At 38.8% G+C, this 23,902-nt stretch carries 22 protein-coding genes, 13 tRNA genes and 1 rRNA gene; 26 read left to right on the plus strand and 10 right to left on the minus strand.

All coding sequences use genetic code 11. The features are described from left to right. Positions 1 to 206: 206 nt before the first annotated feature. The 15 genes from rrf (at position 207) to ACFPA1_RS21295 (ending at position 3,225) form a co-directional block, all read left to right on the plus strand. Positions 207 to 323 (plus strand): 5S ribosomal RNA (gene rrf, locus ACFPA1_RS21225). Positions 324 to 334: 11 nt separating this feature from the next. After that, positions 335 to 409, plus strand: a tRNA-Asn gene (locus tag ACFPA1_RS21230). 5 nt (positions 410 to 414) lie between these two features. Continuing rightward, positions 415 to 505, plus strand: a tRNA-Ser gene (locus ACFPA1_RS21235). A gap of 18 nt (positions 506 to 523) precedes the next feature. Further along, a tRNA-Glu gene (locus tag ACFPA1_RS21240) sits at positions 524 to 598 on the plus strand. Positions 599 to 604: 6 nt separating this feature from the next. Then, positions 605 to 680: transfer RNA gene (locus ACFPA1_RS21245), tRNA-Val, on the plus strand. A 64-nt stretch (positions 681 to 744) separates the two neighbouring features. Then, a tRNA-Phe gene (locus ACFPA1_RS21250) sits at positions 745 to 820 on the plus strand. A gap of 15 nt (positions 821 to 835) precedes the next feature. After that, positions 836 to 908: transfer RNA gene (locus tag ACFPA1_RS21255), tRNA-Thr, on the plus strand. Between the two features lie 29 nt (positions 909 to 937). Then, positions 938 to 1,022, plus strand: a tRNA-Tyr gene (locus ACFPA1_RS21260). 5 nt (positions 1,023 to 1,027) lie between these two features. Continuing rightward, positions 1,028 to 1,101 (plus strand) — tRNA-Trp (locus ACFPA1_RS21265). Between the two features lie 11 nt (positions 1,102 to 1,112). Next, positions 1,113 to 1,188 (plus strand) — tRNA-His (locus ACFPA1_RS21270). Between the two features lie 40 nt (positions 1,189 to 1,228). Then, positions 1,229 to 1,300, plus strand: a tRNA-Gln gene (locus ACFPA1_RS21275). Between the two features lie 8 nt (positions 1,301 to 1,308). Next, positions 1,309 to 1,383: transfer RNA gene (locus tag ACFPA1_RS21280), tRNA-Gly, on the plus strand. A gap of 8 nt (positions 1,384 to 1,391) precedes the next feature. Further along, a tRNA-Cys gene (locus ACFPA1_RS21285) sits at positions 1,392 to 1,465 on the plus strand. A gap of 6 nt (positions 1,466 to 1,471) precedes the next feature. Further along, positions 1,472 to 1,553: transfer RNA gene (locus ACFPA1_RS21290), tRNA-Leu, on the plus strand. Positions 1,554 to 2,043: 490 nt separating this feature from the next. Next, entirely contained in the window at positions 2,044 to 3,225 is a 1,182-nt protein-coding gene (locus ACFPA1_RS21295; RefSeq protein WP_378585340.1) for a NupC/NupG family nucleoside CNT transporter, read from the plus strand. A gap of 284 nt (positions 3,226 to 3,509) precedes the next feature. Here ACFPA1_RS21295 and ACFPA1_RS21300 read toward each other — a convergent pair whose 3' ends face one another. After that, the gene (locus tag ACFPA1_RS21300; protein ID WP_378585343.1) at positions 3,510 to 4,970 is read right to left on the minus strand and encodes an amidohydrolase family protein; all 1,461 of its coding nucleotides are present in this window, start codon (positions 4,968 to 4,970) and stop codon (positions 3,510 to 3,512) included. A 263-nt stretch (positions 4,971 to 5,233) separates the two neighbouring features. On the opposite strand from ACFPA1_RS21300, the gene ACFPA1_RS21305 reads away from it, so the two are divergent. From ACFPA1_RS21305 to nadR, 3 genes are all read left to right on the plus strand, one after another. Further along, positions 5,234 to 6,004, plus strand: coding sequence for an NUDIX domain-containing protein (locus ACFPA1_RS21305; protein ID WP_378585346.1), 771 nt, complete (start codon positions 5,234 to 5,236; stop codon positions 6,002 to 6,004). A 61-nt stretch (positions 6,005 to 6,065) separates the two neighbouring features. Further along, positions 6,066 to 6,764, plus strand: coding sequence for a nicotinamide riboside transporter PnuC (pnuC, locus tag ACFPA1_RS21310; RefSeq protein ID WP_378585349.1), 699 nt, complete (start codon positions 6,066 to 6,068; stop codon positions 6,762 to 6,764). Next, a complete protein-coding gene (gene nadR / locus ACFPA1_RS21315; RefSeq protein ID WP_378585352.1) occupies positions 6,761 to 7,789 on the plus strand; it encodes a multifunctional transcriptional regulator/nicotinamide-nucleotide adenylyltransferase/ribosylnicotinamide kinase NadR in 1,029 nt (342 codons plus the stop codon). The genes pnuC and nadR overlap by 4 nt, the downstream gene beginning before the upstream one ends. A gap of 497 nt (positions 7,790 to 8,286) precedes the next feature. Here the strand turns inward: nadR and ACFPA1_RS21320 are convergent, their stop codons facing one another. Further along, complete coding sequence (locus ACFPA1_RS21320; protein ID WP_378585355.1) at positions 8,287 to 9,510, minus strand: YbfB/YjiJ family MFS transporter; 1,224 nt, start codon at positions 9,508 to 9,510, stop codon at positions 8,287 to 8,289. 130 nt (positions 9,511 to 9,640) lie between these two features. Between ACFPA1_RS21320 and ACFPA1_RS21325 the strand changes: the two genes are divergently transcribed. Together ACFPA1_RS21325 and ACFPA1_RS21330 are read left to right on the plus strand one after the other, a co-directional pair. Then, positions 9,641 to 10,522: a LysR family transcriptional regulator gene (locus ACFPA1_RS21325; RefSeq protein WP_378585357.1), complete on the plus strand. Its 882-nt coding sequence runs from the start codon at positions 9,641 to 9,643 to the stop codon at positions 10,520 to 10,522. Between the two features lie 585 nt (positions 10,523 to 11,107). Beyond that, positions 11,108 to 11,452 carry a hypothetical protein gene (locus ACFPA1_RS21330; RefSeq protein WP_213141208.1) on the plus strand — a complete coding sequence of 115 codons (345 nt, stop codon included), beginning with the start codon at positions 11,108 to 11,110 and terminating at the stop codon, positions 11,450 to 11,452. A gap of 238 nt (positions 11,453 to 11,690) precedes the next feature. On the opposite strand, the gene ACFPA1_RS21335 is transcribed toward ACFPA1_RS21330, so the two are convergent. The 3 genes from ACFPA1_RS21335 to ACFPA1_RS21345 form a co-directional block, all read right to left on the minus strand. Next, positions 11,691 to 12,860, minus strand: a complete 1,170-nt coding sequence (locus tag ACFPA1_RS21335) for an MFS transporter (protein WP_213141207.1) — start codon at positions 12,858 to 12,860, stop codon at positions 11,691 to 11,693. Positions 12,861 to 12,958: 98 nt separating this feature from the next. After that, positions 12,959 to 13,552, minus strand: coding sequence for a hypothetical protein (locus tag ACFPA1_RS21340; RefSeq protein WP_378585362.1), 594 nt, complete (start codon positions 13,550 to 13,552; stop codon positions 12,959 to 12,961). Between the two features lie 347 nt (positions 13,553 to 13,899). Further along, positions 13,900 to 14,328: a VOC family protein gene (locus ACFPA1_RS21345; protein ID WP_378585365.1), complete on the minus strand. Its 429-nt coding sequence runs from the start codon at positions 14,326 to 14,328 to the stop codon at positions 13,900 to 13,902. A 140-nt stretch (positions 14,329 to 14,468) separates the two neighbouring features. On the opposite strand from ACFPA1_RS21345, the gene ACFPA1_RS21350 reads away from it, so the two are divergent. After that, positions 14,469 to 14,933: a hypothetical protein gene (locus ACFPA1_RS21350; protein WP_213141203.1), complete on the plus strand. Its 465-nt coding sequence runs from the start codon at positions 14,469 to 14,471 to the stop codon at positions 14,931 to 14,933. Positions 14,934 to 14,963: 30 nt separating this feature from the next. Here the strand turns inward: ACFPA1_RS21350 and ppsA are convergent, their stop codons facing one another. Continuing rightward, positions 14,964 to 17,564 carry a phosphoenolpyruvate synthase gene (gene ppsA, locus ACFPA1_RS21355; RefSeq protein ID WP_378585367.1) on the minus strand — a complete coding sequence of 867 codons (2,601 nt, stop codon included), beginning with the start codon at positions 17,562 to 17,564 and terminating at the stop codon, positions 14,964 to 14,966. A 372-nt stretch (positions 17,565 to 17,936) separates the two neighbouring features. On the opposite strand from ppsA, the gene ACFPA1_RS21360 reads away from it, so the two are divergent. Genes ACFPA1_RS21360 through arsC form a run of 3 tightly spaced genes read left to right on the plus strand, consistent with a single transcriptional unit; the run spans position 17,937 to position 19,817 of the window. After that, a complete protein-coding gene (locus tag ACFPA1_RS21360; protein WP_213141201.1) occupies positions 17,937 to 18,284 on the plus strand; it encodes an ArsR/SmtB family transcription factor in 348 nt (115 codons plus the stop codon). A 28-nt stretch (positions 18,285 to 18,312) separates the two neighbouring features. Continuing rightward, the gene (arsB, locus tag ACFPA1_RS21365; RefSeq protein WP_378585371.1) at positions 18,313 to 19,368 is read left to right on the plus strand and encodes an ACR3 family arsenite efflux transporter; all 1,056 of its coding nucleotides are present in this window, start codon (positions 18,313 to 18,315) and stop codon (positions 19,366 to 19,368) included. Positions 19,369 to 19,394: 26 nt separating this feature from the next. Next, complete coding sequence (gene arsC / locus ACFPA1_RS21370; protein WP_378585374.1) at positions 19,395 to 19,817, plus strand: arsenate reductase (thioredoxin); 423 nt, start codon at positions 19,395 to 19,397, stop codon at positions 19,815 to 19,817. A gap of 231 nt (positions 19,818 to 20,048) precedes the next feature. Here arsC and ACFPA1_RS21375 read toward each other — a convergent pair whose 3' ends face one another. The 3 genes from ACFPA1_RS21375 to ACFPA1_RS21385 form a co-directional block, all read right to left on the minus strand. Then, on the minus strand, positions 20,049 to 20,915 hold the full coding sequence (locus ACFPA1_RS21375; RefSeq protein ID WP_378585376.1) for a permease: 867 nt from the start codon (positions 20,913 to 20,915) through the stop codon (positions 20,049 to 20,051). 33 nt (positions 20,916 to 20,948) lie between these two features. Next, on the minus strand, positions 20,949 to 21,158 hold the full coding sequence (locus ACFPA1_RS21380) for a hypothetical protein (protein ID WP_213141198.1): 210 nt from the start codon (positions 21,156 to 21,158) through the stop codon (positions 20,949 to 20,951). 68 nt (positions 21,159 to 21,226) lie between these two features. Beyond that, positions 21,227 to 21,673, minus strand: coding sequence for a MarR family winged helix-turn-helix transcriptional regulator (locus ACFPA1_RS21385; RefSeq protein ID WP_213141197.1), 447 nt, complete (start codon positions 21,671 to 21,673; stop codon positions 21,227 to 21,229). 118 nt (positions 21,674 to 21,791) lie between these two features. On the opposite strand from ACFPA1_RS21385, the gene ACFPA1_RS21390 reads away from it, so the two are divergent. Further along, positions 21,792 to 22,301, plus strand: a complete 510-nt coding sequence (locus ACFPA1_RS21390) for an arsinothricin resistance N-acetyltransferase ArsN1 family A (RefSeq protein ID WP_213141196.1) — start codon at positions 21,792 to 21,794, stop codon at positions 22,299 to 22,301. A 191-nt stretch (positions 22,302 to 22,492) separates the two neighbouring features. Next, positions 22,493 to 22,669: a hypothetical protein gene (locus ACFPA1_RS21395; protein WP_213141195.1), complete on the plus strand. Its 177-nt coding sequence runs from the start codon at positions 22,493 to 22,495 to the stop codon at positions 22,667 to 22,669. A gap of 196 nt (positions 22,670 to 22,865) precedes the next feature. Here ACFPA1_RS21395 and ACFPA1_RS21400 read toward each other — a convergent pair whose 3' ends face one another. Next, a complete protein-coding gene (locus tag ACFPA1_RS21400; RefSeq protein WP_378585382.1) occupies positions 22,866 to 23,735 on the minus strand; it encodes a LysR family transcriptional regulator in 870 nt (289 codons plus the stop codon). Positions 23,736 to 23,902: the final 167 nt, after the last annotated feature.

The raw sequence follows: 23,902 nt of genomic DNA on the forward strand, positions 1-23,902 counted from the left end.
GGTTGATAGGTCAGAGGTGGAAGCGCGGTGACGTGTGGAGCTGACTGATACTAATCGATCGAGGACTTAACCAAGTCATATTTTTAGGTGAACTCGTTCTTATTTACTTCTTCTGCATTATCTAGTTTTGAGGGAATGAAAAATTTTAAATTTCCTCTTGCAAAATATGAAAAAGACATTATAATAAAATAGTGTCTGATAAATGGTCTGGCGGTAATGGCGAGAAGGTCACACCTGTTCCCATCCCGAACACAGAAGTTAAGCTTCTCAGCGCCGATGGTAGTTGGGGCGAAAGCCCCTGTGAGAGTAGGACGTCGCCAGGCTGTTATATTATTCCGCAGTAGCTCAGTGGTAGAGCTATCGGCTGTTAACCGATCGGTCGTAGGTTCGAGTCCTACCTGCGGAGCCATTTATGGAGAGCTGTCCGAGTGGCCGAAGGAGCACGATTGGAAATCGTGTATACGTTAACCGCGTATCAAGGGTTCAAATCCCTTGCTCTCCGCCATCATAATTTTTTCAAAATGGCCCCTTGGTCAAGCGGTTAAGACACCGCCCTTTCACGGCGGTAACACGGGTTCGAATCCCGTAGGGGTCACCATTTAACGGAGGATTAGCTCAGCTGGGAGAGCATCTGCCTTACAAGCAGAGGGTCGGCGGTTCGATCCCGTCATCCTCCACCATAATAATTATTATCGCGGGGTGGAGCAGTCCGGTAGCTCGTCGGGCTCATAACCCGANTATGTTGGCTCAGTAGCTCAGTCGGTAGAGCAAAGGACTGAAAATCCTTGTGTCGGCGGTTCGATTCCGTCCTGAGCCACCATTTTGATTCAATTTTGCCGGTATAGCTCAATCGGTAGAGCAACTGAATCGTAATCAGTAGGTTGGGGGTTCAAGTCCTCTTGCCGGCACTTGTTAGCAGCAAGTGCATAGTATAGATGGAGGGGTAGCGAAGTGGCTAAACGCGGCGGACTGTAAATCCGCTCCCTCAGGGTTCGGCGGTTCGAATCCGTCCCCCTCCACCATTTATAGGGGTATAGTTTAAAGGTAGAACGAAGGTCTCCAAAACCTTTGGTGTGGGTTCGATTCCTACTACCCCTGCCAATGCTGTAATGGCGGTTGTGGCGAAGTGGTTAACGCATCGGATTGTGGTTCCGACATTCGTGGGTTCGATTCCCATCAGCCGCCCCATGAATTTTTTATTGATGAATTAGTGAAAATATTGTATTATTGGGCTATAGCCAAGCGGTAAGGCAACGGACTTTGACTCCGTCATTCGTAGGTTCAAATCCTGCTAGCCCAGTCAAATATGCGGAAGTAGTTCAGTGGTAGAACACCACCTTGCCAAGGTGGGGGTCGCGGGTTCGAATCCCGTCTTCCGCTCCAAATAATATGGCGGCATAGCCAAGTGGTAAGGCACAGGTCTGCAACACCTTTACCACCGGTTCGAATCCGGTTGCCGCCTCCATATTATGCCGGTGTGGCGGAATTGGCAGACGCGCACGACTCAAAATCGTGTTCCGTGAGGAGTGTCGGTTCGACCCCGACCACCGGTATCATAAAAACACTCATATATAATGTGAGTGTTTTTTATTTGGCTTTTTTCGAAAAGATTAGTGCTGGCCGAATAACTAATTAAGAAGGAATAACTTATTGCCTCGCGATAGAGACGAACCATTTTGGAAAATTACTTGTCAGGTGGCATATGGCTTTTCTATGCGCCGCAACGCTTAAAAAATGAGCGGTTCGGTCGCATATGGCTCTTCTATGCGTCGCAACTCTTGAAAAAAACATCGGACCGGTCACATAAAACCTTTCTATGAACCTCTTCGCTTGAAAAAGCTCTTTCCGTTCACTCGATTAACCAGAAAATCACTCCTCTTTATTAAAGCTAATCTCAATTCTATTCAAATCGTTCTATTAATTTTTTAAATAAAATATGGACAAAATATACCAATGCTTTCTGCGGACATACTAGCTTACTACACTATAAACAATCGGGAAGGGAAACCGTACATAATGTTTTAACGCATCAGGAGGTAAAAAATGCACTATGTTATTTCAATCTTAGGTATTCTAATTGTCGTGTGTGCCGCTTGGGTGGCAAGCTCTAATCGAAAAGAGGTAAAATTTATACCCATTATTGTGATGATTGCTATTCAAATAACCTTATCCATATTGCTGTTAAATACAGAGTTTGGCCTTATCATTATCCAAGGGATTTCAAAGGTATTCAGCAAATTGCTCGATTATGCAAATGAAGGTGTTACCTTTGTGTTTGGCGGATTGGCGAATAAGGGAGAGGCACCATTTTTCTTAACTGTGCTGCTGCCAATTGTCTTCATTTCTGTATTAATAGGAATCCTGCAATATTTGAAAATTCTCCCGCTCCTTATGAGAGGAATCGGATGGTTGTTAAGTAAAGTGAATGGCATGGGAAAGCTGGAATCCTATAATGCGGTTGCGTCGTTAATGGTCGGGCAATCGGAGGTTTTCATTACGGTAAAAAAACAACTGGGCATGCTTTCGAAAAAGCGTCTGTATACGCTCTGTGCCTCGGCAATGTCGACAGTTTCGATGTCGATTGTAGGCGCCTATATGACGATGCTGGATCCCAAATATGTCGTCACAGCATTAGTTCTTAATTTATTTGGCGGTTTTATCATTGCTTCGATTATTAACCCGTACGAGGTGAAGCCAAGCGAAGATATTTTGGAAATTCAAAATGCGGAAAAACAATCTTTTTTTGAGATGCTGGGTGAGTACATCCTGGATGGTTTTAAGGTTGCCGTGATCGTCGGTGCGATGCTGATTGGATTTATTGCTCTAATGGCGGCCATCAATCATGTATTCGAGTTATTGTTCAGCATTTCTTTTCAGCAGTTATTAGGGTGTCTCTTTGCCCCGATCGCCTTTATGATGGGGATTCCATTATCTGAGGCAGTTAATGCAGGGGGGATTATGGCAACGAAGCTGGTGACTAATGAATTTGTCGCGATGTTGGATTTGTCCAAAGGCACCCATCACTTCAGTGACCGTACACTTGGGATTCTGTCCGTATTCCTTGTTTCCTTCGCCAACTTCTCATCGATCGGCATTATTACCGGGGCTGTCAAGAGCTTGAATGAAAAGCAGGGGAATGTGGTTGCCCGCTTCAGCTTGAAACTGCTATACGGCGCCACACTTGTCAGCATCCTTTCGGGGACGATTGTAAGTATTATTTTATAAGTCCCAGTAAAATAGTAGCTAGTCGAAATTGGGATGTTGTTAAACCAGAATTTTAAAGACAAAAAAACCTTGGTAGGAAGTGGACATGTCTAATAAAACGGTTTAAAAGACATTTCATTATGGACTTGCGTTTGAAATGTCTAATAAAAGTGCTTTAAAAGGATATGTCTTTAACAACACTCGCCAATGAAGAATCGCACCTGCTACGCCTTGGATTTTGCCGAAAATTACTGAGCAGCGAAAAAGGTCCAACGAGCTCTTATCCGCTCGTCGGACCTTTTTGATTATGGTTTCTTATGATAGGGTAGTGTTTTTTCTACTTCTGCCACTTTTTTATAGATTTCCTTCATATCTCTAAGATTTTTATTATAGTCATACGTTTTAAGCTTTTTGTTTTCGACAATCATTTTGCCATTTACGATTACATCTTTTACATTTTGCGGTCCTGCTGCGTATGCTAAAGTTGCGTATGGATCATAAGTAGGGAACGTATTTGGTGCATATACATCGACAATAATGATATCAGCGTATTTGCCAACCTCAAGAGAGCCGACTTTTTTATCTAATCCAAGGGCTTTCGCACCGCCAATGGTTGCAAGCTCAACTACTTTACTTGGAGGCATCAAACTTTGGTCTTTGTTAACAAGCTTATGAATCCGAGCGGCATAGCCCATTGTCCCAAAGACATCCATTGTGTTGGAACTCATTGGCCCATCCGTTCCTAATCCCATCCTAATTCCTGCCTTGTCAATCTTAATCGCTGGTGCGACACCGGTGGCTCCTTTTGTATTCGCAATCGGATTATGAGCGATCGTTGCTCCTCTTTCTTTTATAATGGCAATGTCTTCATCATCAATATGGATTGCATGGGCAAGCATGGTATTTTCATCTAGTATCCCTAATGAATCTAAGTATTTAATGACGGACTCGTACTTCTGGCCAAACTTACTTTCCACTCTTTGCGCTTCATCGGGGAACTCGGCAGCATGAAGAGCGAAGGGGACTTTGTATTTATCCGCTAAGGCTTTTGATGCCTTTAACATTTCAGGACTAACCGTATAGGGCGCGTGTGCGACGACCGATGGCGTGATTAATTCATTGTTTTGATATTGTTTAATAAAATTTTCAGCATATTTAAGTCCGCCGTATGGTTCGGGAGCATCGACAACTGGGAAGCTAATGACGGTTTCTCCAAGCACACCTCTAATGCCAATCTTTTCGGTTGCTTTTGCGACCTCATCCTCGTGGTAGTACATATCGGCATAGGTGGTCACTCCCCCCATGGCCATTTCAATGGCACCATGGATAGATGCTTTATAAATGAGATCCCTAGAAAGAAGCTTTCCTTCAAGCGGAAAAAACACATCAAATAAGCGATTGCCAACGCCCTCTTCACCAATGCTTCTAAACGCAACCATCGGAACATGATTGTGTGTATTAATCATTCCCGGCATCACAATATTGCCGTTGGCATTGATGATCTTCGGTGCCTTATATTGATTACCAAGTTTTTCGTCACCAACGGCGATAATTTTTTTGTCCTTTATAACCACTGTTCCTTTTGGAAAAACTTCCTTTGTTCCATTCATTGTAAGTATGTAGCCATTTTTAATAATAATATCTGCTTTTTCGTTGGCTCTTGCTGCATCTACACGAGTTACGAAGTCACCTGTTCCAAAGGCACTGATTAATAAAAATGCAAGCAACATGATGATGGAAAGATTAACTTTGGCTCTACATTTCATTCTTCTTCCTCCAATAAGGCAAATTTTATGAACAACAATAGTATTATCTTCAAAAATAAATATAAAATGTACTGGGCTAGTGACGCCTGAATTGTGAATCCAGCACTTTTATTTGCGATTTTAATAGTTTTATTTGTGAATCCTAACAGTATCGTATTTTGTCGATAAATTAATGTAACACCAAATTTAAACAAATGATATAATATAAATAACAATTAACAAAATGTTAATTAATAAAACAACAGAAACAGGTGAGCAAGGCTTTGTTAAATTATGATGTCAGTAAATATCGGACTCCTGATGGATATACGAGTGATATTGCCGTTTTTACGATTATTTCAACGGAAGTGGGTCCTTATAAGCCGCCACAAAAAACATTAAAGATCATGCTGATCAAACGAGCGGAGCGGACAAAAGAAGGCGACCCCAATATTGAAGGGGGGAAATGGGCTTTGCCTGGCGGCTTTATTAAGCCAGCGGAAACGGCCTATGATGCAGCCGTTCGCAAGCTAAGAGAAGAAACGGGTGTAGAAGGGCTAAAAATCAAGCACTATGGCGTATATGACAAATTTGGTCGTGACAAGCGGGGCTGGATTATCTCGAACGCCCATTATGCGATTGTACCAGAAAATAAGCTGGTTAAAAGGAAGGCAGCAGACGATGCGGCGGAGGTAGAGCTATTCTCGATGGATGAAGTGTTTCAGCTGGACCTCGCTTTCGATCACAAGCAAATTATTGATGACGCTTTGTGGTTTATCAAAAAGGATATGTCATTAACAACGCTTGCCAAAAACTTTTTGCCAAAGGAATTTGTTCTTTCCGAGTTGCAGGGTGTGTTGCTGACCGTCATGGATGAGCCTTGGCTAAAGCTTGATTCTCAATTTTTTAGAAAAGCTCCAACGCTCCCTTTTATTGAAAAAGTAGAGAAGGATGGAGAGCCGCAAAAAACCAATCGTTGGTCAAAGAATAAAGCACAGCTGTATCGATTCAATGATTTTGATCCTTATGTATCCATTTATAATGCCAAATACTAATTTTTTTTCATCATTACATTTAACAATTTGTTAATTGATAATTATAAGGGAGCGATTGAAAATGAAGATCCTTAAAGACTGGACCTTATTTGAAAAGCTATGGCTTGTTACGTTTACGCTTGTGAATGTGTATTTGTTTTTTGCTTGGGACGATACGATTCTGGGGTTAATCACCTCGATTTCAGGAATGCTTTGTGTCGTGCTTGTAGCCAAAGGGAAGGTGAGTAATTACTATTTCGGCATTATCCAAACCGGAACCTATGCCTACATCTCATACGGTTATGGCCTATACGGTGAGGTCATGCTGAATGCCTTGTTTTATTTTCCGCTCCAGTTCGTTGGCATCTATTTATGGAAGAATCATAAAACGGAACACACCGTAAAAGGGGAAGAAATTCAAATCAGTTCTTTGACGAAAAAAGGGTGGGGCATTACGCTTTCGGTATTTCTGGTCATCTTTGTTCTGTACGCTTACCTGCTCGAAAAATTAGGAGGCAATGTCGTCTGGATCGATTCCGCTTCAACGACATTATCGGTGATTGCCCAAATACTGATGCTAAAAAGATTAACGGAACAGTGGTTATTCTGGATTGCGGTCAATGTGCTTTCGATTGCCCTTTGGGTAAAGGCCTTAATTTTACAGAATGGAAACGATATCTCCATGCTTGTGATGTGGTCGGCTTTTCTGATCAACAGTATATACGGCTATTACAACTGGTCTAAAGTTTATAAACAGCAGAAGGGAGAGGCGATGTCATGAAGAAGATTGGCTTTTACGGTGGAAAGTTTTTGCCTTTGCATCAAGGTCATGTGTACGCCATCATCAAAGCTTCTACGATGGTCGATGAATTGTATGTGGTCTTGTCACATAGTGAAAAAAGGGATCAGGCATTGTGCAAGGGGAGCAAGCTTTCCTATATTCCAAGTCGGATCCGGCTGCGTTGGCTTTCTCAACTGACAAAGGAGATGGAACACGTTAAGGTCGTGGAAGTGGAAGATCATGACGGTGATGAGGATTACAATTGGAAGGAAGGGGCCTTGAAAATAAGAGAGGTGATCGGGAAGGGGATTGATGTGGTGTTTAGCTCTGAAATCGACTATGACCCGATTTTTAAAAAGCTATATCCTGAGGCAAAACACATGTTGATTGATGAAAAAAGGGAACAATACCCCATTTCAGCAACGGAGATTAGGAATAAAGGTGTCTTTCATTATTGGGACTACATTCCCGAGCTAGCGAAGCCTTATTTTATTAAAAAGGTAGTTATTTTAGGGACAGAAAGCTGTGGAAAATCGACGCTTACGAAGAATCTAGCACTCATCTATAATACGACTTATGTGAGAGAATACGGCAGAGAGTACTGCAAAGATTTAGGAGGCTGTGATGGAATTATTTTAGAAGAGGATTATCCAATCATCGCCTATGGCCACAAACTGAAAGAATATGAAGCTTTTAAACAGGCCAATAAAATCGTCTTTATTGACACGGAAGCAGCTGTCACCCAATTTTATTCAGAACTGTATAACCAGAAACACCAACGAGTCTTGGATGAAATCGCCCGGATTCAACAGTATGATCTATGCTTATTTCTTGAGCCTGATGTTAAATGGGTAGATGACGGATTAAGGGTGCATGGAGAACAACAGGTCCGTGAAGAAAATAATCAGCGTTTGAAGGAATTATTGAAGGAAAACGGAATCGAGTTCGTAAGCATCAGCGGAACCTATCAGGAACGGTTGAAAAAAGCGATTGAGGTGATAGGGGGAATGTTTGAGGGAGTATAGTTACTTATTTGAATTAGGATAGCTATTTTGGTGAAGTATCATCTGTTGAGGGACTCCTTCCGTTCGGGAGTGATAGACCTTTTATAACTCCCTGAATGGAGGGCCACATACCCGTTCGGTCGTTATGAACCTTTTATAACTCCCTGAATGGAGGGCCGCTTTTCCGTTCGGGAGTTATGAACCCTTTATAACTACCAGAGCGGATGGCCCTTTACCCGTTCGGGAGTTATGAACCTTTTATAACTCCCTGAACAGAGTGCCACATACCCGTTCGGGAGTTATGAACCTTTTATAACTCCCTGAACAGAGTGCCACATACCCGTTCGGTCGTTATGAACCTTTTATAACTCCCTGAATGGAGGGCTACATACCCGTTCGGTCGTTATGAACCTTTTATTACTCCCTGAATGGAGGGCCACATACTCGTTCGGTCGTTATGAACCTTTTATAACTCCCTGAATGGAGTGCCACATACCCGTTCGGGAGTTATGAATCTTTTATAACTCCCTGAATGGAGGGCCGCTTTCTCGTTCGGGAGTTATGAACGATGTTTTTAAGTTTGGCATTCGGTCAAATCGAATACCACTTACAAGTAACATAGATCCAATGAATACTACGCTAGCAGCTCCAATCAACGCTGTATTAAAACTTTGAGTATAAGATAATAATATTCCGGCAATTGTTGGTCCTATCATTTGACCAGCAGCATAAATGGCGGTTAGATAACCAATAATTCGACTGCTATTTGATGGACTCATTTGGCGTGCCAATGTTGTGGCAAGTGTGGTAATACCCATAAAAGTTGCTCCAAATAAGAAAGCACTTATCATTAAACTGGATTGGGTCAACCAGAAGACAGGCAGTGCAATTCCGATTGATTGAAGAACCATCGAAATGACTAATGATCTTACAAATCCCCACTTTTTTGCGAGGGTTGACCATACGATACAGGATGGAATTGCACCTAAGCCAACAACCATCCAGACAATTGCAGGGTCAATGCTAAAGATTGAGGTCTTTTCAGCAATTGACACAATAAATGTCCCTGTTACAATATAGCCTAATCCTTCTAGTCCATAGGCAATAATTAACCAAGGAAGCCATTTTAGGGGTGGAGCCTGTATAGTAACCATTTGTTTATCCTTTTGTACCTTCGAGCTTGGGGAATCTTTAAGCCAAAAGCATACGAAGACCGTAAGGATACAGCTTATAATGGCTAATCCTATCCATACACCTTCCCACATAAATAAATCGTTAAAACTCGGTATAAAGAGCGTCGAAAAAAAGATTCCAAAGCCTACCCCTGAATAAAAATAGCCAGCCCAATTTGTTTTTCCTACAAAAGCCAGTTTATCTAGAACAATACTGGAAGCAAATACAAAAATGAATGCACTAGACACTCCTGAAATAAAGCGAATGATGAGCATCCCTGTGTAGGAGTGAGTCAGCCCCATTAAGCAGGTGGTAATAATACTTACCGCAAGACTAATTCTTAAATAAAATGTTCTATGCTTTTTCAATGGGAGAACTCCTGCTAAAATGGCCCCGGCAAAGTACCCTGCATAATTGCTGGAAGCGAGGTAGCCCGAAATAGCATCAGTAAAGGCAAGAGCCTTCTGCATGAGCGGTAAGATTGGAGTATAAGCAAACCTTCCGATTCCCATCGCAATCATTAATGAAAAAATTCCCCCAATCAAAAATAAAAAAGGGCTTTTATTCAAATTTTCACCTTCAATTATAATAATTTTATTATATTTTTATCTTATCTGTTTTTTGCCATATGCTATAATACTAAAAAATGATGTACCGATATCACTTTTCTATATATCAAAACAGGAAGAGGCGATAACTATGGATTTGCAAGCATTGAGATTTTTTCAAGCTGTTGCAGAGTTAGGAAGTATTTCAAAGGCAGCAAGGGAAATGAACTACGCACAATCCAATCTCACAGCAAGAATTCAACAATTGGAATCGGATCTTCAAACAAAGCTATTTTATAGACATAACCGGGGGACTACTCTAACGGACAAAGGTAAAGCATTACTTTCGTATACATATCAAATATTTCAACTTTTAGATGAGATTCAAAACGAAATGAGTGATGATCAAACACCTATAGGTCCTTTATTAATAGGTTCAATGGAAACGACTGCTGCAGTTCGTTTACCAACAATACTTGCAAAATTCCATCGTGAATATCCTGCTGTTGACCTTACGTTAAAAACAGGGCCAACTGAGCAAAATGTCCAGGGGGTTCTACAATATGAATTAGATGGAGCTTTTGTTGCTGGACCTATTGAGCATCCAGAACTCACATTTAAAACAGTTATAGAGGAAGAGTTGGTACTGATAACTGACACGTTACATCATCCTATTTCTTCTATAAAAGAAATACAAAATCGAACAATATTGGTGTTTCGTAATGGCTGTTCGTATCGGGCAAGGTTTGAAGAATGGTTACAGCATGAAGGGGTAATTCCCGAAAAAATAATGGAATTTGGAACACTTGATGGAATTATTGGCTGTGTCTCAGCGGGACTGGGGATAAGTTTACTCCCTCGAAGTGTGGTTGATAAACATATGAAGGACAATCAACTTATCCAACATCCCATTCCAAATAGATTCGGGAAAGTCAAAACCATTTTCGTCTATCGTAAAGATAAATATATGTCAGCTTCTTTGAGGGGCTTTATAGAAATGTTGAGTAATGAAAATACAACAATCAAAGTTTAAAATGATTTAAAAACAAGTAAACGATTTTAGACAGGCCAATGTTTTTACAAAGCATTGGCCTTTTTTTTAAAAAAATTACTAGCCTAAAAAATAATAACTTTCATAAAGATTTCAGGTTTGATAGTTAAATTGTAATTAATAAATCAAAAGGAGGAATTTCAATGGAACGGATTAAGTTTATTTTTACGGGAATCGGTGTAATGGTAACCTCTGGCGTTTTAATTTTGTTTGGAAGTTTTTTTTAAAAGTCAGGCATGTCAGGGAGGTCTGGTAACATTAAATATTATTACTGTCATTTATCCAAGCGAAGGGATTCATGGATTAGGAGCAGCCGTCCCTAATGGTATTTCCGCTACGATTGGAGTTTTATTATATAACAAAAGAACGTCGAAAAATCTAAGGTGTACACACATAACTTTAATGGTATTTGCAATTTTATTGGATTCATTCACATTTTTAACTCATAAAAAGCTCTTGTTATCTATAAGACTTGTGTACTGGTAAATAAATTAAATATTAAGTCTAAAGTAGGAGTTAATGTAATATCATTTATTGTTGTAAAAAAAAAGAGAGGTGATCTACATAGTGAAAAAACCGCGTAATTTAATTCGCATCTCAGTTTCGACATTAGTCCTTTCCTTTTCATTTGCAGCAGTATCTTCAGCCCATTATTGTTATGTTGCTAACAAACCGAGTGGTGCGGGAGCAGTGACTATTGAAGATCTTAAACCAGCTGGCAATTCAGGAAAGTTTGTTGCACCTGGTGCTTTTGTTGATTTGTCCTCTGAGGGCTTGCCTGATCTCTTCATCCGTGGGGGGACAAAAGATGAAGATCCATTTTTTGTAGGTGGGGGATCATTACACAATTCACCTGCCACTGAAAGAGGAAGCGCTGTAAACGGTGTGCAAAAGTTGTCATTTGAAGAATGAGTGATTTTTTAAGTTAATGTTATGAGCGTTTCTGCTACGGTAGGGACGCTTTTCGTTGTCCAATAAACATAGTTTTTCATTCTTCTAAAAAATAGATACAAAAAAATTTCTTTTTAAAAGCGAAATCCTTGGCGTTTATAACAACCCGTTTATTCATGCATTAGTAAACTGAGAATAGAAAAGTGCCAGGTACCAACTAATTATTTGGAAGGAACCTGGCACGTTTAGTTGAAATAACTCAAATTGCGTTCTTTGGTTTATAAGAAATCTTTTTCTTACTGCGAACAGAAATGACTACAGTAATGAATGATAAGATAATGAATAATCCGCCTGCAAATGGAATTACATTGACTGAAAGTGTATCAACTATTCCAGCTCCAATAACTGAACCGGCAGCGACACCTAAATGAAGAGATGAATTATTCAAGCTTTGCTGAATTTCCGATGATTCAGGCGCTGTTTCGATCAAATAAGATTGCATTGCCGGTGAAATCGCCCAACTGAGCATCCCCCATAAGATCAAGATCAGGAAAAATATTGGATAGAAATCTGTTGTATAGGGAAATACAAAGAATAAAACACTAAAAACTGCTAGAGCAATTACCATTGTTTTTCGTGAGCCCAATAAATCCGCCAGTAGTCCGCCAATTCCTCCACCGCATACAGCAGCAAAACCAAAAATTAAATAAATGACACTAACCCAATTAGCATTAAAATCAGTGGATGATTCTAAATAAGGCTTAAAATAGGCATACATAATAGAATGACCAGTCATATACAGGAATGTCGTTGTCAGCCCTAATGTGATTTTGTGATTTTTAAATGCTGCAAGCTGTTGCCTTAACGGAATTTGAGGTTTTGGTTCTACACGTCCCATTAATACATGAACGCCAATAATGGATAATGCTGTCAATACAGTTATAAGGACGAATGGTGCTCTCCAGCCAAAACTAGTTCCCATTATAAGCCCGATCGGTACCCCTAAAACTAATGAAGCACTTACTCCCACAGAGACAATCCCAATCGCCCTGCCTTTATACTGTTCTCCTGCTAAGCTAGGAGCCATAACTAAACACAAGATGATTAATAGTGCTCCGCTTATCCCTAAAATAATTCTTCCTATAAACAATATAGAAAAAGTAGGGGCAAATACTGTTACGATGCAACCAATTAAAAATATGTATAAGCAAACTAATGTTAGCCGTTTTCTTTCTATTTTAGCTGTCATAACAAGTAAAATTGGCGATGCAACTGCAAAAATGACAGCAAAAACAGTGATCAGCAAACCGGCTTGCCCGATGCTTACATGTAAATCCTCTGCAATTAAATCTAAAATGCCGCTAATGATCAGCTCAACCATCCCTATAACAAAGGATATGATCATTAAAAAATAAATACGCTTATCCATGTTGTCTTCCTTCCTAATTAGATCCCACACTATATAGTATCTTTTGATGAAAGTTTACTCAAGAATAAGATAATAAATGCCATTTCGCTACATTTTTACTAGTAAGAACCGACAAAGTACCAGTTTTTCTCCCTTTTATCTATTTCTTTGAAATCGCCATCGAACGCATTTTTAAAAGACTTTTGGTCGTTAGGCGTATATACGAATCCTGAAAAGTTATCCAGTATCCCACGATAGGTAAAAAAGAGAATGTTATAGGCATCTCCAGATTTCTCCACCACTATTTCACCGCCGCCACTTGAAAGATGTGCATATTTCTTAGGTAAATGAAGGAGCGAAGAATCGTGTGAAATATTTGGCTTGAGTTCTCCGTTCTCAACCATTTTAACTATTTGCTCTCTTTCGGATTTGTTTATTTTAAAATCAATATCCAATATGATTTGATTGAAAGGAACGATCAATAGCAATAGAATTGTGATAACTTGGATGACTATAGGCTTCCAATCCTTATTTTTAAACAATGTTATTATTGCCAGTACTGTTATAAAAATAAAGAATCCAAACACCAATAAAAGAACAGGGAACATTAGAAATACCGTAATAATATCAATTATTTTCCATTGAAAAAACATATATAGAATGACTAAAACACTGCTGAATATTGATAAATATAAAAACCTGTTTCTTTGCATTTTTTCACCAACCCGTGATGATCTTCATTATAAAGATTATATTTTGCAATTGAACTGGAATCCCACATTTATTACGCAACCTGTATTGAAGGTGGCTGACAAATGCCAACTAAAAAGGAGTAGGTTACTCTTATAAAAATTCTTCTTCAATTAACGGGTGCTTTAACACAATTAGGATCAAAATAAAAAAAGCCTAATTTCTCGGAACCCAAGGGAGGAATTAGGCTTTAGTTGCTTCATAAAAGCGCCCGCTTGCGGAACAACTTTATCGACGTGATTACATGTTTCACTGGCGGCATGTCAAAGCTCATTACTTATCGGCCGGATACTTATGAATTACTCTTAATTTATTTGATTTTCTCAGCCAACTCTAGAATAATTCCCTCCGGTCCACGAACGAAGCATAACTTATAACTATCTTCATATTGTTGTATCCCACTAAAGATCTCTGTACCTTTCTTTTTCAATTTGGCAACAATAGCTTCAATATCTTCAACAGCAAAGGCAATATGGGTTCCCAAATTATTTGCAAAAGGTTGCTGAATTTCTCTTTCGTCTGATGACGAATAAAATTTGATTAGCTCTATCCATGCCTGACCGTCTGGCGTCCGCAATCCTACACATGCTACTTTAACGTCATTAAGCCCAACTACCTGATCTATCCACTTTCCTTCCCATTCCCCTTGCACCTCAAGGCCAAAATCGCCAAAAAACTCTATAGCAGCAGAGAGATCATTTACGATTATACCTGCATGATCCATTCTGTGGATCTTCATATTTCATCCTCCTATGTTCCTGTTATTTTGCAATAAAACAATCTACATGTTCGATTAGAAGATTTACTCAAATGTATATATTCCTATTTTAAACAAAATATAAAGATGTCAAAAAAGGCTGAAAAAAAGAGGCGATCTGTGTGAAAAATATCTTAATGTTAGCTTTCATGTTTTTCTTTTTAACTATACCAAGTGTTGTCCAAGGAGAAGAATACAATAAAAAAAGTTTACAAGATGATTTATATAACGTCACGAATGATGTAACTCAAGAACAACATTTAAAACATTTTCTACTGAATTTAATTAACAAGGAAATCATTCTAGCTACAAGAGAGTATTATAAAGATCAAAACATTTCTGGTATGGCATTTGACTGGGAGAAAAACTACAATGTTGTTGAGGTAACAGAGCCTCAAGTAACAGGCGAAAATACGGAATATCCATTTATAGTTAAAGTAAATGTCATTCCTGCCAACGAGAAGCCCTTAGGGACTGATACTCTAACCTTCGGTATAATCGTCGATAGCCATCCCGACAAACCAGAAAACCCCTCCATTATCAGTAAGCTTTTAAAATATGAACATAAGGATTTACCAAAGGAGTAGTTTACTCCTTTGGTTTTTTATTTTAAGCCATTACAATATTTCTATATACCCTTCTGTTCCATGTACACGAATTCGTTGTCCATCTTTTATTAGTTTGGTGGCATTTTCTACACCAACAACTGCTGGTAAGCCATATTCACGTGCAATCACTGCGCCATGGGTCATCAGGCCGCCAACCTCGGTGACGAGGCCTTTTATCGATACAAACAATGGTGTCCAACTAGGGTCTGTAAAGGTGGTGACTAATATATCTCCATCTTCTAGATCGGCATCTTCCATGTTTAAGATGACACGAGCGCGCCCCTCTATCACTCCAGAAGAAACAGGCAGACCTAAAATCGCTTCGGTTGGGAGATTTTCTCGTTTGTACTTACCTGTAGCGATTTCCCCATCAGATGTGATCACACGTGGGGGAGTTAGTTTTTCATATAATTTGTACTCGTCTTTTCGTTTGGTGATGATCTGGTAATCCAGCTTATTTGTGTTTACGGCATCAAGGAGTTCTTCAAATGTGAGATAGTATATATCTTCTTTTTCCTGAATAACACCCGCTTTCACGAGTTGTTCGGCTTCTTTCAGTAAAGCCTGCTTATAAACGAAGTAGCGATTGATCATGCCGTATTTCGGATATTCCCTATAACCGATGAAATTCCGGATTAGGTCAATCATTCGTTTTGTTTCTTTGGCCTTTTGTTCACCATCTGGTAATTGCTTCAATCGGTCTAATAACTCTTGTTCTTTTTTCAAAGCTTGCTGTCGCCCTTGCTCGAATTTGTGCTTGCCAGCATTGGGCTCAAAGTTTTTGATGTTACCTAGAATCATGGGGACAAGTGTAGTTGGCTTTTCACCCCAACGCGTTCTAGTCATATCGATTTCTCCGGCACATCGCATTCCATATTTGTTGAGAAAAGCGAAGAAGGCGTCTCTAGCTTCCTGTCCACCATCAAACTTAACCAGTTCATCCAAAAAGTGATCATTTTTCACATGTTGTAAATAATCAATGATTACTGGATAAGGACGAATCACATCTGCGACATCCAAAAGTGCCAGACCCATTTCTGAAGTAATATTGTTTGGTACAGATTGAGAAAGTGTGTCTGCTGCGTTTTTTTCACCTAACCACTCGTTCATTTTTTCATTGACCCATAATGAAGCATTCATAGCAGCCATAAATACAGCTGAACTTTGTGGGTCAAATAAAATCTTCTTTAATTCCTGAATATCCTCTAGAATAAAATCAAATAAATCCAATCCTGATTTCGTTTGTATGTTTTGTTTTAACTCTTCAATGGATGTTTGGCTACGCTTAATCAAATCAGAAACAATTGATGGATTGTTTTCGATTTGTGCCAGCATATCTGTATTGCCTCTGCTGGGACTCGGTTCTTTTTTATCATCCGGTAACGATACTATAAAATCTCCTCGCTCGATGATGTTCATAAGTGCGTCTTTCATGAGCGGATCGTGTTGTCCCATGGCATTTAATAACATGTTTCTACTGACAGGGGAAGCCAGTTGTTGTGTGACATCAACAAACAGCCTTCCACCGGCTTTACGCATGGGGGCGGGAGTCGTTAACAAGAAGAAAGACAAACCCAATGGTTTGATGGGGTCGGTCATCATTTGTTGATGGCCAACCGATACATAGACATGATTTTCTTGATCATTCACTTCAGGGATAGGGAATAAAGTCGTGATTGGGCGGCTCTGGACGATATAAAACGTATCATCCATTAAACACCATTCGATATCCTGCGGGCAGCCAAAATAAGCTTCAATCTGTCTTCCGATGTGTGCTAATTGTAAAATTTGTTGGTCAGTAAGTGTTTGCGTCTTTTGCTGCTCAGGACCGATTGGCTGTGTCTTTGTTCCGCCTTCTTTTCGTCCGTAGATAGCCAGTTTTTTCGTTGCAATCATCTTATCGACGATTTCCTCTTCCTGCACTTTATAACAATCCGCAGATACCAAGCCAGACACCAATGCTTCTCCAAGTCCAAAACTGGCATCGATGGATAGCAGCTTTCGGTTAGAAGAAATCGGATCAGCGGTAAATAATATCCCTGAAGCCTGTGGAAAAACCATCCGTTGAACGATAACGGATATATTAACTTGTTTGTGGTCAAATCCATTTTGCATCCGGTAGATGACCGCACGATCTGTAAAAAGGGAAGCCCAACATTTGCTGATATGCTGCAAGATGGCTTCTTTTCCGATGATATTTAAGTAGGTGTCCTGTTGACCAGCAAAAGAGGCATGTGGTAAATCTTCAGCAGTCGCACTAGACCTTACTGCATAAGCATGTTCCTCGCCAAACTGGGAGAGATAGTGAGTAACAGCGCACGCAACATCGGAAGGAATTTCAACTTGCATAAGGATTTGTCGAATCTTCCTGCTGATTTCGCCAATTTGTTTTAGATCTTCTACTTTTAGCCGTGTTAGTTGATCCAACAATGCTTGAAACTTTTCGTTTTGATCAATGGCTTTTTTATATGCAACTGTTGTCACACAAAATCCTTCGGGTACTTGCAATCCTTCAATTTTTGATAATTCCCCTAAATTTAATCCTTTTCCGCCAACGAGCAAATGCTGCGTTTTGTCCACTTCCTGAAATTCGAGAACCAAAGAACTCATTCTACATCTCTCCCAACCAGTAATGTTCTATTGATTTTAGCAGTCATAAATAAGAATAAACAGTCTATGATAACGATTTTTTAGATGTTATAATTAAATTAGGGAGAGTTTATTTTTTAAAAATACCCAGTAACCTGATGCCCCGGTTCATCCCCTCGTAAGTAGTTATGCGCCTTTTAGCCAATGACTAAAATCTGCTTTTTTCCAAAAAACACCCTTGTATTAATATCAGATATTAACATTAACTTTACAATTAACCACTTGAATTAACATGTAAATTAATCTAATATATAAGCGAATAATTATATATCAATTTAAAATACAAATAAGCAAATAGTTATTTACCTATATGAAATTTAGGAGGTGTGTTTAATGTTACAATCAACTGTTGCAATTGAACAAACTGCCAACTTTTTAAAATTATTAGGCGATAAAACACGGTTAACCATTGTTGGGATTTTAAAACAACGAGAGTGTTGTGTTTGTGAATTGCAAGAAGTATTTGATATGAGTCAACCATCCATCAGTCAGCATCTACGCAAATTAAAGGATGCAGGACTTGTCAAAGAAGAAAGAAGAGGTCAATGGATTTATTATTCCTTGAACCCAGAAAATGAGCTTTATGGACTTATAGAACCTATTTTGCAACATGTACCAGACTTGAAAGATAAAATCGAAATCATTAATAAAAGTAATCCCACACTTCGTTGTGGTTGTTAACTTTTAATTGAATAAGGAAGTGTAGATCATGAGTAACACGGGGAAAAAACGTCTTTCCTTTTTGGATCGATACCTAACGCTTTGGATTTTTATTGCGATGGCATTAGGAATTGGATTAGGATTCATTTTTCCAGGATTTGCAGACAGTTTGAATAGTTTGCAGGTAGGAACTACATCTATTCCACTAGCGATCGGATTAATCTTAATGATGTATCCTCCGTTAGCAAAAGTTAGGTATGAGGAAATTGGCCGGGTTTTTAAAGATGTGAAGGTACTATCTTTATCGCTTGTGCAAAACTGGATTATTGGACCCATTCTTATGTTTTTGCTGGCCATTATCTTTCTGCCGGATAAGCCAGAGTATATGGTAGGACTCATCATGATTGGTTTAGCCAGGTGTATTGCCATGGTTATTGTATGGAATGATCTTGCAAAAGGGGACACAGAATATGCAGCTGGATTAGTGGCATTCAATTCTATTTTCCAAATGCTATTCTTCTCTGTTTATGCCTATGTGTTTGTGACCGTCATTCCTGAATGGTTTGGAATACAAGGGGCGGTTGTTGACATTACGATTGCAGAGGTAGCTAAATCAGTCTTCATTTATCTCGGAATTCCATTTATAGCTGGTATGATTACTCGCTTCACATTAGTTAAAGCTAAAGGAAGACAATGGTATGAAAAAGTCTTTATTCCAAAGATCAGTCCCATCACATTAATTGCATTGCTATTTACGATTATACTCATGTTCTCTTTAAAAGGGGACGTTATTGTAAGTCTGCCGCTGGATGTGGTTCGGATAGCAATCCCATTATTGATCTACTTTGTTATCATGTTCTTTGTTTCCTTTTTCATGGGAAGAAAAATTGGCGCGAGCTATCCCGTTACAACAACGCTTGCATTTACAGCCGGAAGCAATAACTTTGAATTAGCAATAGCTGTGGCGGTTGGTGTTTTCGGGATCCATTCTGGCGCAGCCTTTGCCGCAGTAATCGGACCACTTGTGGAAGTACCGGTCATGATTGCGTTAGTCAATGTGGCATTATGGTTTAAACGAAAATATTTTAAAGAACACGCAGCCTAACAATAATAATTAAGGTGGCTTTCAACATGGAAAATAAAAAGAAACTTTACTTCTTATGTACAGGAAACTCTTGCCGCAGCCAAATGGCAGAAGGATGGGCAAAAAATTATTTAGGTGAAGAGTGGGAAGTACGTAGTGCTGGTATAGAAGCTCACGGATTAAACCCAAATGCTGTAAAAGCCATGAAGGAAGCTGGGATCGACATTTCCAAGCATACTTCTGACATAATCGAACCTAATTATCTAAACAGTGCGGATTTAGTCGTAACCCTGTGTGGTGATGCTGCTGATAAATGCCCTGTAACACCACCAAGCGTCAAACGAGTACATTGGGGATTTGATGATCCGGCCAAAGCTCAAGGAACAGATGAAGAAAAATGGGTATTTTTCCAAAGAGTTCGTGATGAAATCGAGGAAAGAATTAAGCGTTTTTCCGAAACAGGGGAGTAAGATTTAATAAAAGCCAGGAGGGATTCACCCTCCTGGCTTTAAAATGTGTGTGAATGCCGTATTCAGTCTGCAAGCCAATTTTTAACTTAGCTTATTTACAGCAACTGCTTTTTTGTACATCTTGTGATTGAACATTAGTGTCTTCTTTTACTTCCTCAATCTTAACATTGCAGCAAGAACTTTTTTTCTTTTGAAATAGACTTTTAAAAATACTCATTTTAAATATCCCCCTTAAATAATGTAAAATAGAAATCCTGATATAGTAGACATCGTAAAGACTGAACCAAGGAATGCAAAGACGAGTTTCTTTTTAAAGATGCTGTTTAACAAAGTTAACTCAGGTAGACTTGCACCTGCTGAACTGATCATGAGAGCCATCACTGGCCCCAAAGCTATCCCTTTGGCAATCATGATTTGGGATATTGGGATCATAGTTGAAAGTCTTATATAGAGTGGAATGCCAATAATCGCAGCGATCGGTACGAGCCACCACTTATCACCTCCCATAAATGTAGAGATCCAACTGGTAGGAACGGCTCCATGAATGAATGCCCCTATAAATGCACCAATTAGCAAATAAGGATACACGCTTTTCATAAGGTGCAGCGTTTCAACTATAGCCGCTTTTAGCTGAAATTTCTTATCCGGTTCCTGGTATCCTTTTACTACGACATTTTTTATCTGTTCTTCAAAACCAAACTTTTCTAAAGTGAAACCTATAATGACTGAGAGGATGGATGTTATGATTGTGTAAGCAAAGGCAACTTTTACTCCGAGTACAGCTGTCATCAATGTGATGATGGTCGGGTCAAGAACGGGGGAGGAAAATAAGAATATCATGACAATACCAAATCGCACTTTTTTATTTAGTAGATTAACTACTACCGGTATGGTTGAACAGGAACAAAACGGCGTGATAAAGGCGAACCCTAGTGCGACAAAAGCACTTACCAATGGGTGGCTTTTTTCCATCAACTGTTCCATCTTTTTATAGGGAATGAACCCCTGTAATAGGTTGATGAGAAAAGAGATTCCAATAAACAATAATGTTAATTCTAATGCAATGGATAGAAAACTATGAAACATTTCGGACCACATAAGCAACCTCCTTATTTATAAACAGCATTCTTTTTAATTTCCGCAGCATACTTCTTGGATTTTAATTTCACAGCAATCTGATTTTGGCACAGCCTTTTGGTTTTTCTTAAACATATTTAAGAAATTTCTATAGAGTTTTGACGCTGGACTATTTTTCGAATACCGGCTAGCCAGCACAGCTTTCTCCATTTCTTCTTTTTTCATTTCATAATAAACTTTTAATTCCATTTCATTGAAATACATATTGCTATCTCCTTTTTACTTGCAAATTGCAAGTATTAATTTTTAATAAAAGAGCAAGTGGATCTTGCTCAAATTAACGGTTTACAACAAACAGTAGATTGTGACATTGCTTCATTTAACAGTTTAACTGATTTGATGACCATTTCTTGTTCAAACTCGCTCATATTTGAAAATACTTCGCTAAGATATTGGTTCATGTCTGCATCGATCTTTGCAGCAACATACTTTCCCTGTGTGGTTAGGGTTAGTTGAGAAACACGTCTATCTTCAGGTAGAGGTGATTTCACAACCAGTTCCATTTTTACTAGCGTTTGTATTTGCCGGCTAAAGGTGGTTATATCCATCCCTAACGTATCAGCAACCTGTTGCATCGAAGGCTTTTCCCGGCGAAGTAATTCATAAAGGATATGGCTTTGGACGAGGGATATCTCAGCTCCGCCTACCTGACAACAGTTTTTATTTAATAGACCAAAACGCCTTGTCATGACCTGGAACAGTTCTCTAACATTTTCCAAAATTTTCACCTCTAATTTATTTATATACTAATCATTTGCAATTTGCAACTAATTTTCTTTTAAAAATGGAAAATTTTTTATATAATGGTTTTAGTCATTCATTTCTAGGGGGATTATCATGAAAACAGGGTTAAAGACAAGGCTGGCAGCAGTAAGTGACGTTGAATCGATATTAAATATTTATAATCAAGGTATTGAGGACAGGATTGCAACCTTAGAAGAAGACCAGAAAGATATTGAATATATGAGGGAATGGTTTAACAATCATACTGGGCGGTTTGCGGTAATCGTAGTGGAACAAGATGATGAGGTTGTTGGCTGGGCATCATTAAATCCTTATTCCAACCGGTGTGCTTATGCTGGAGTTGCCGATTTATCCATTTATATTAGACGGGATTACAGGGGAAAAGGGGTTGGTTCCGTATTGCTTAATGAAATTGAACAGGCTGCGATTAAAAATGACTTTAACAAAATTGTTTTATTCACATTTCCCTTTAATAATCTTGGGCAAGGGCTTTACAGAAAAAAAGGTTATCGAGAAGTTGGTGTATTTAAGAATCAGGGGAAATTAGATGGTCGCTTTGTGGATGTCATGATCATGGAAAAGGTTTTTGAGTGCGTGAAATAAGCACCTTTATTTTTCGGAAAAACATTCTAGAACACAAGTCAGGATTATGAAGATGAAATTACTTGGTGTTTAGTTTGAGTTCTGTAAATAAGTTGAATCACTTTTTCACTAATGAAGCAGTTTAGTTTAAGTGATATTTTTTGTAAAAAAATGTTAAATACATAATATAATACCTGTATGGAGGTGTTATTATGATTTGGTTATATATATTTTTGCCTGTCATTGTATTGGGAGGAATAGCTGTTTATTTTGATAAAAAGTCTGGGATGACTCCGCCAGATGAAGGTGAAAAAGCTGGAAAAATAAAGGAATACCCTCCCGAACATGGCATGAATTCGTATTATCCACCTGATCCACCAAACAGCTGAATACAACAAAGAAATCCAACTGCCAGGGTTCAAGATTTGAGCTGTCTGTCTGGCAGCTTTTCTTATAGAACAAACGTAGTGCTTTGTTTCAATATTGGAACAAGGCACTTTTCTTATTTATGGTGACTTTAGTGCAAAAAGGATTTTCAGAAACAAACATGCATTGTTGCCCGTCTGAATATTTTCATCTATTCATTCATTTTCTGTTCCTATATGATAAATATTCTAAAAATTTCTTGGACGCAAGGGAAAGTGATTTTTGTTCTCTCATAGCAACACCAATATTTCTAAAAGCAGGAACCTCCAGCTCTTTTGCTATAATCTTGTGAGGAATACGCTGTAATATCAATTCTGGTAATATACTGATACCTAGCCCATTTTCCACCATAGACATAATGGCATAGTCATCCCATGTTGTAAAATTAACATGTGGTGTAATTTGGTGCCTCTCAAAAATTTCAGAGATTTCTGCTTTTGCCCCTTTTTCTAACAGCATAAATGGACTGTCCAGTAAGCCGTTAATGGGAAACTTTTCGCAATTAGCAAGAGGATGATTTTCTGGAATCACTACCAGCAACCGGTCTTGTTCCAAAAAGACTGTTTCAAGTTCTGCTTTTGTCGGTAGCCGCAAAAATCCAAAGTCAACACGCCCATTTAGGATCCAGCTCTCAATTTCTGTATAATCACCAAGCAGAAATTCAAAATCTATCATTGGGTAATCCTTCTTAAAAATTTTAATAATATTAGGGAGCCAATGAGATGCTACGCTGGAAAATGTCCCAATTCGAATCATCCCAGATTCCATATTATTTAGTTCTTCGATCTGCCTCATTAAGATCTCATACTCATTGCAAATTCGCTTTAATTGGGGCAGTAACTTTAAACCATCCGAGGTTAAATTGATACCGGCACGTCCTCTTTCAAAAAGGAAGATTCCCCATTCCTTTTCTAAATCGTTAATCATACGGCTAATCCCAGATTGTGAATAGTCCAATATTTCGGCAGCTTTTGTAAAACTACCCAATTCTACTGCTTTAATAAATGCCATATATTTTTGGATATTCATCTCTCTTTCCTCGTCCCATCTGATTTTGTCATATATATCATGATAAACATTCGTTTTTGTAATGTTTGTGATTATGATATATTTTTCCTATTCATTATTCAAGTTAGGAAAGGGAAAGGTGTTGAACGATGTTTTTATGAGTGATGTTATGGAAAAAGCACCAGACA

It is taken from the genome of Neobacillus sp. GCM10023253, assembly GCF_042653105.1.
GTDB classification, from domain to species: domain Bacteria; phylum Bacillota; class Bacilli; order Bacillales; family Cytobacillaceae; genus Neobacillus; species Neobacillus citreus.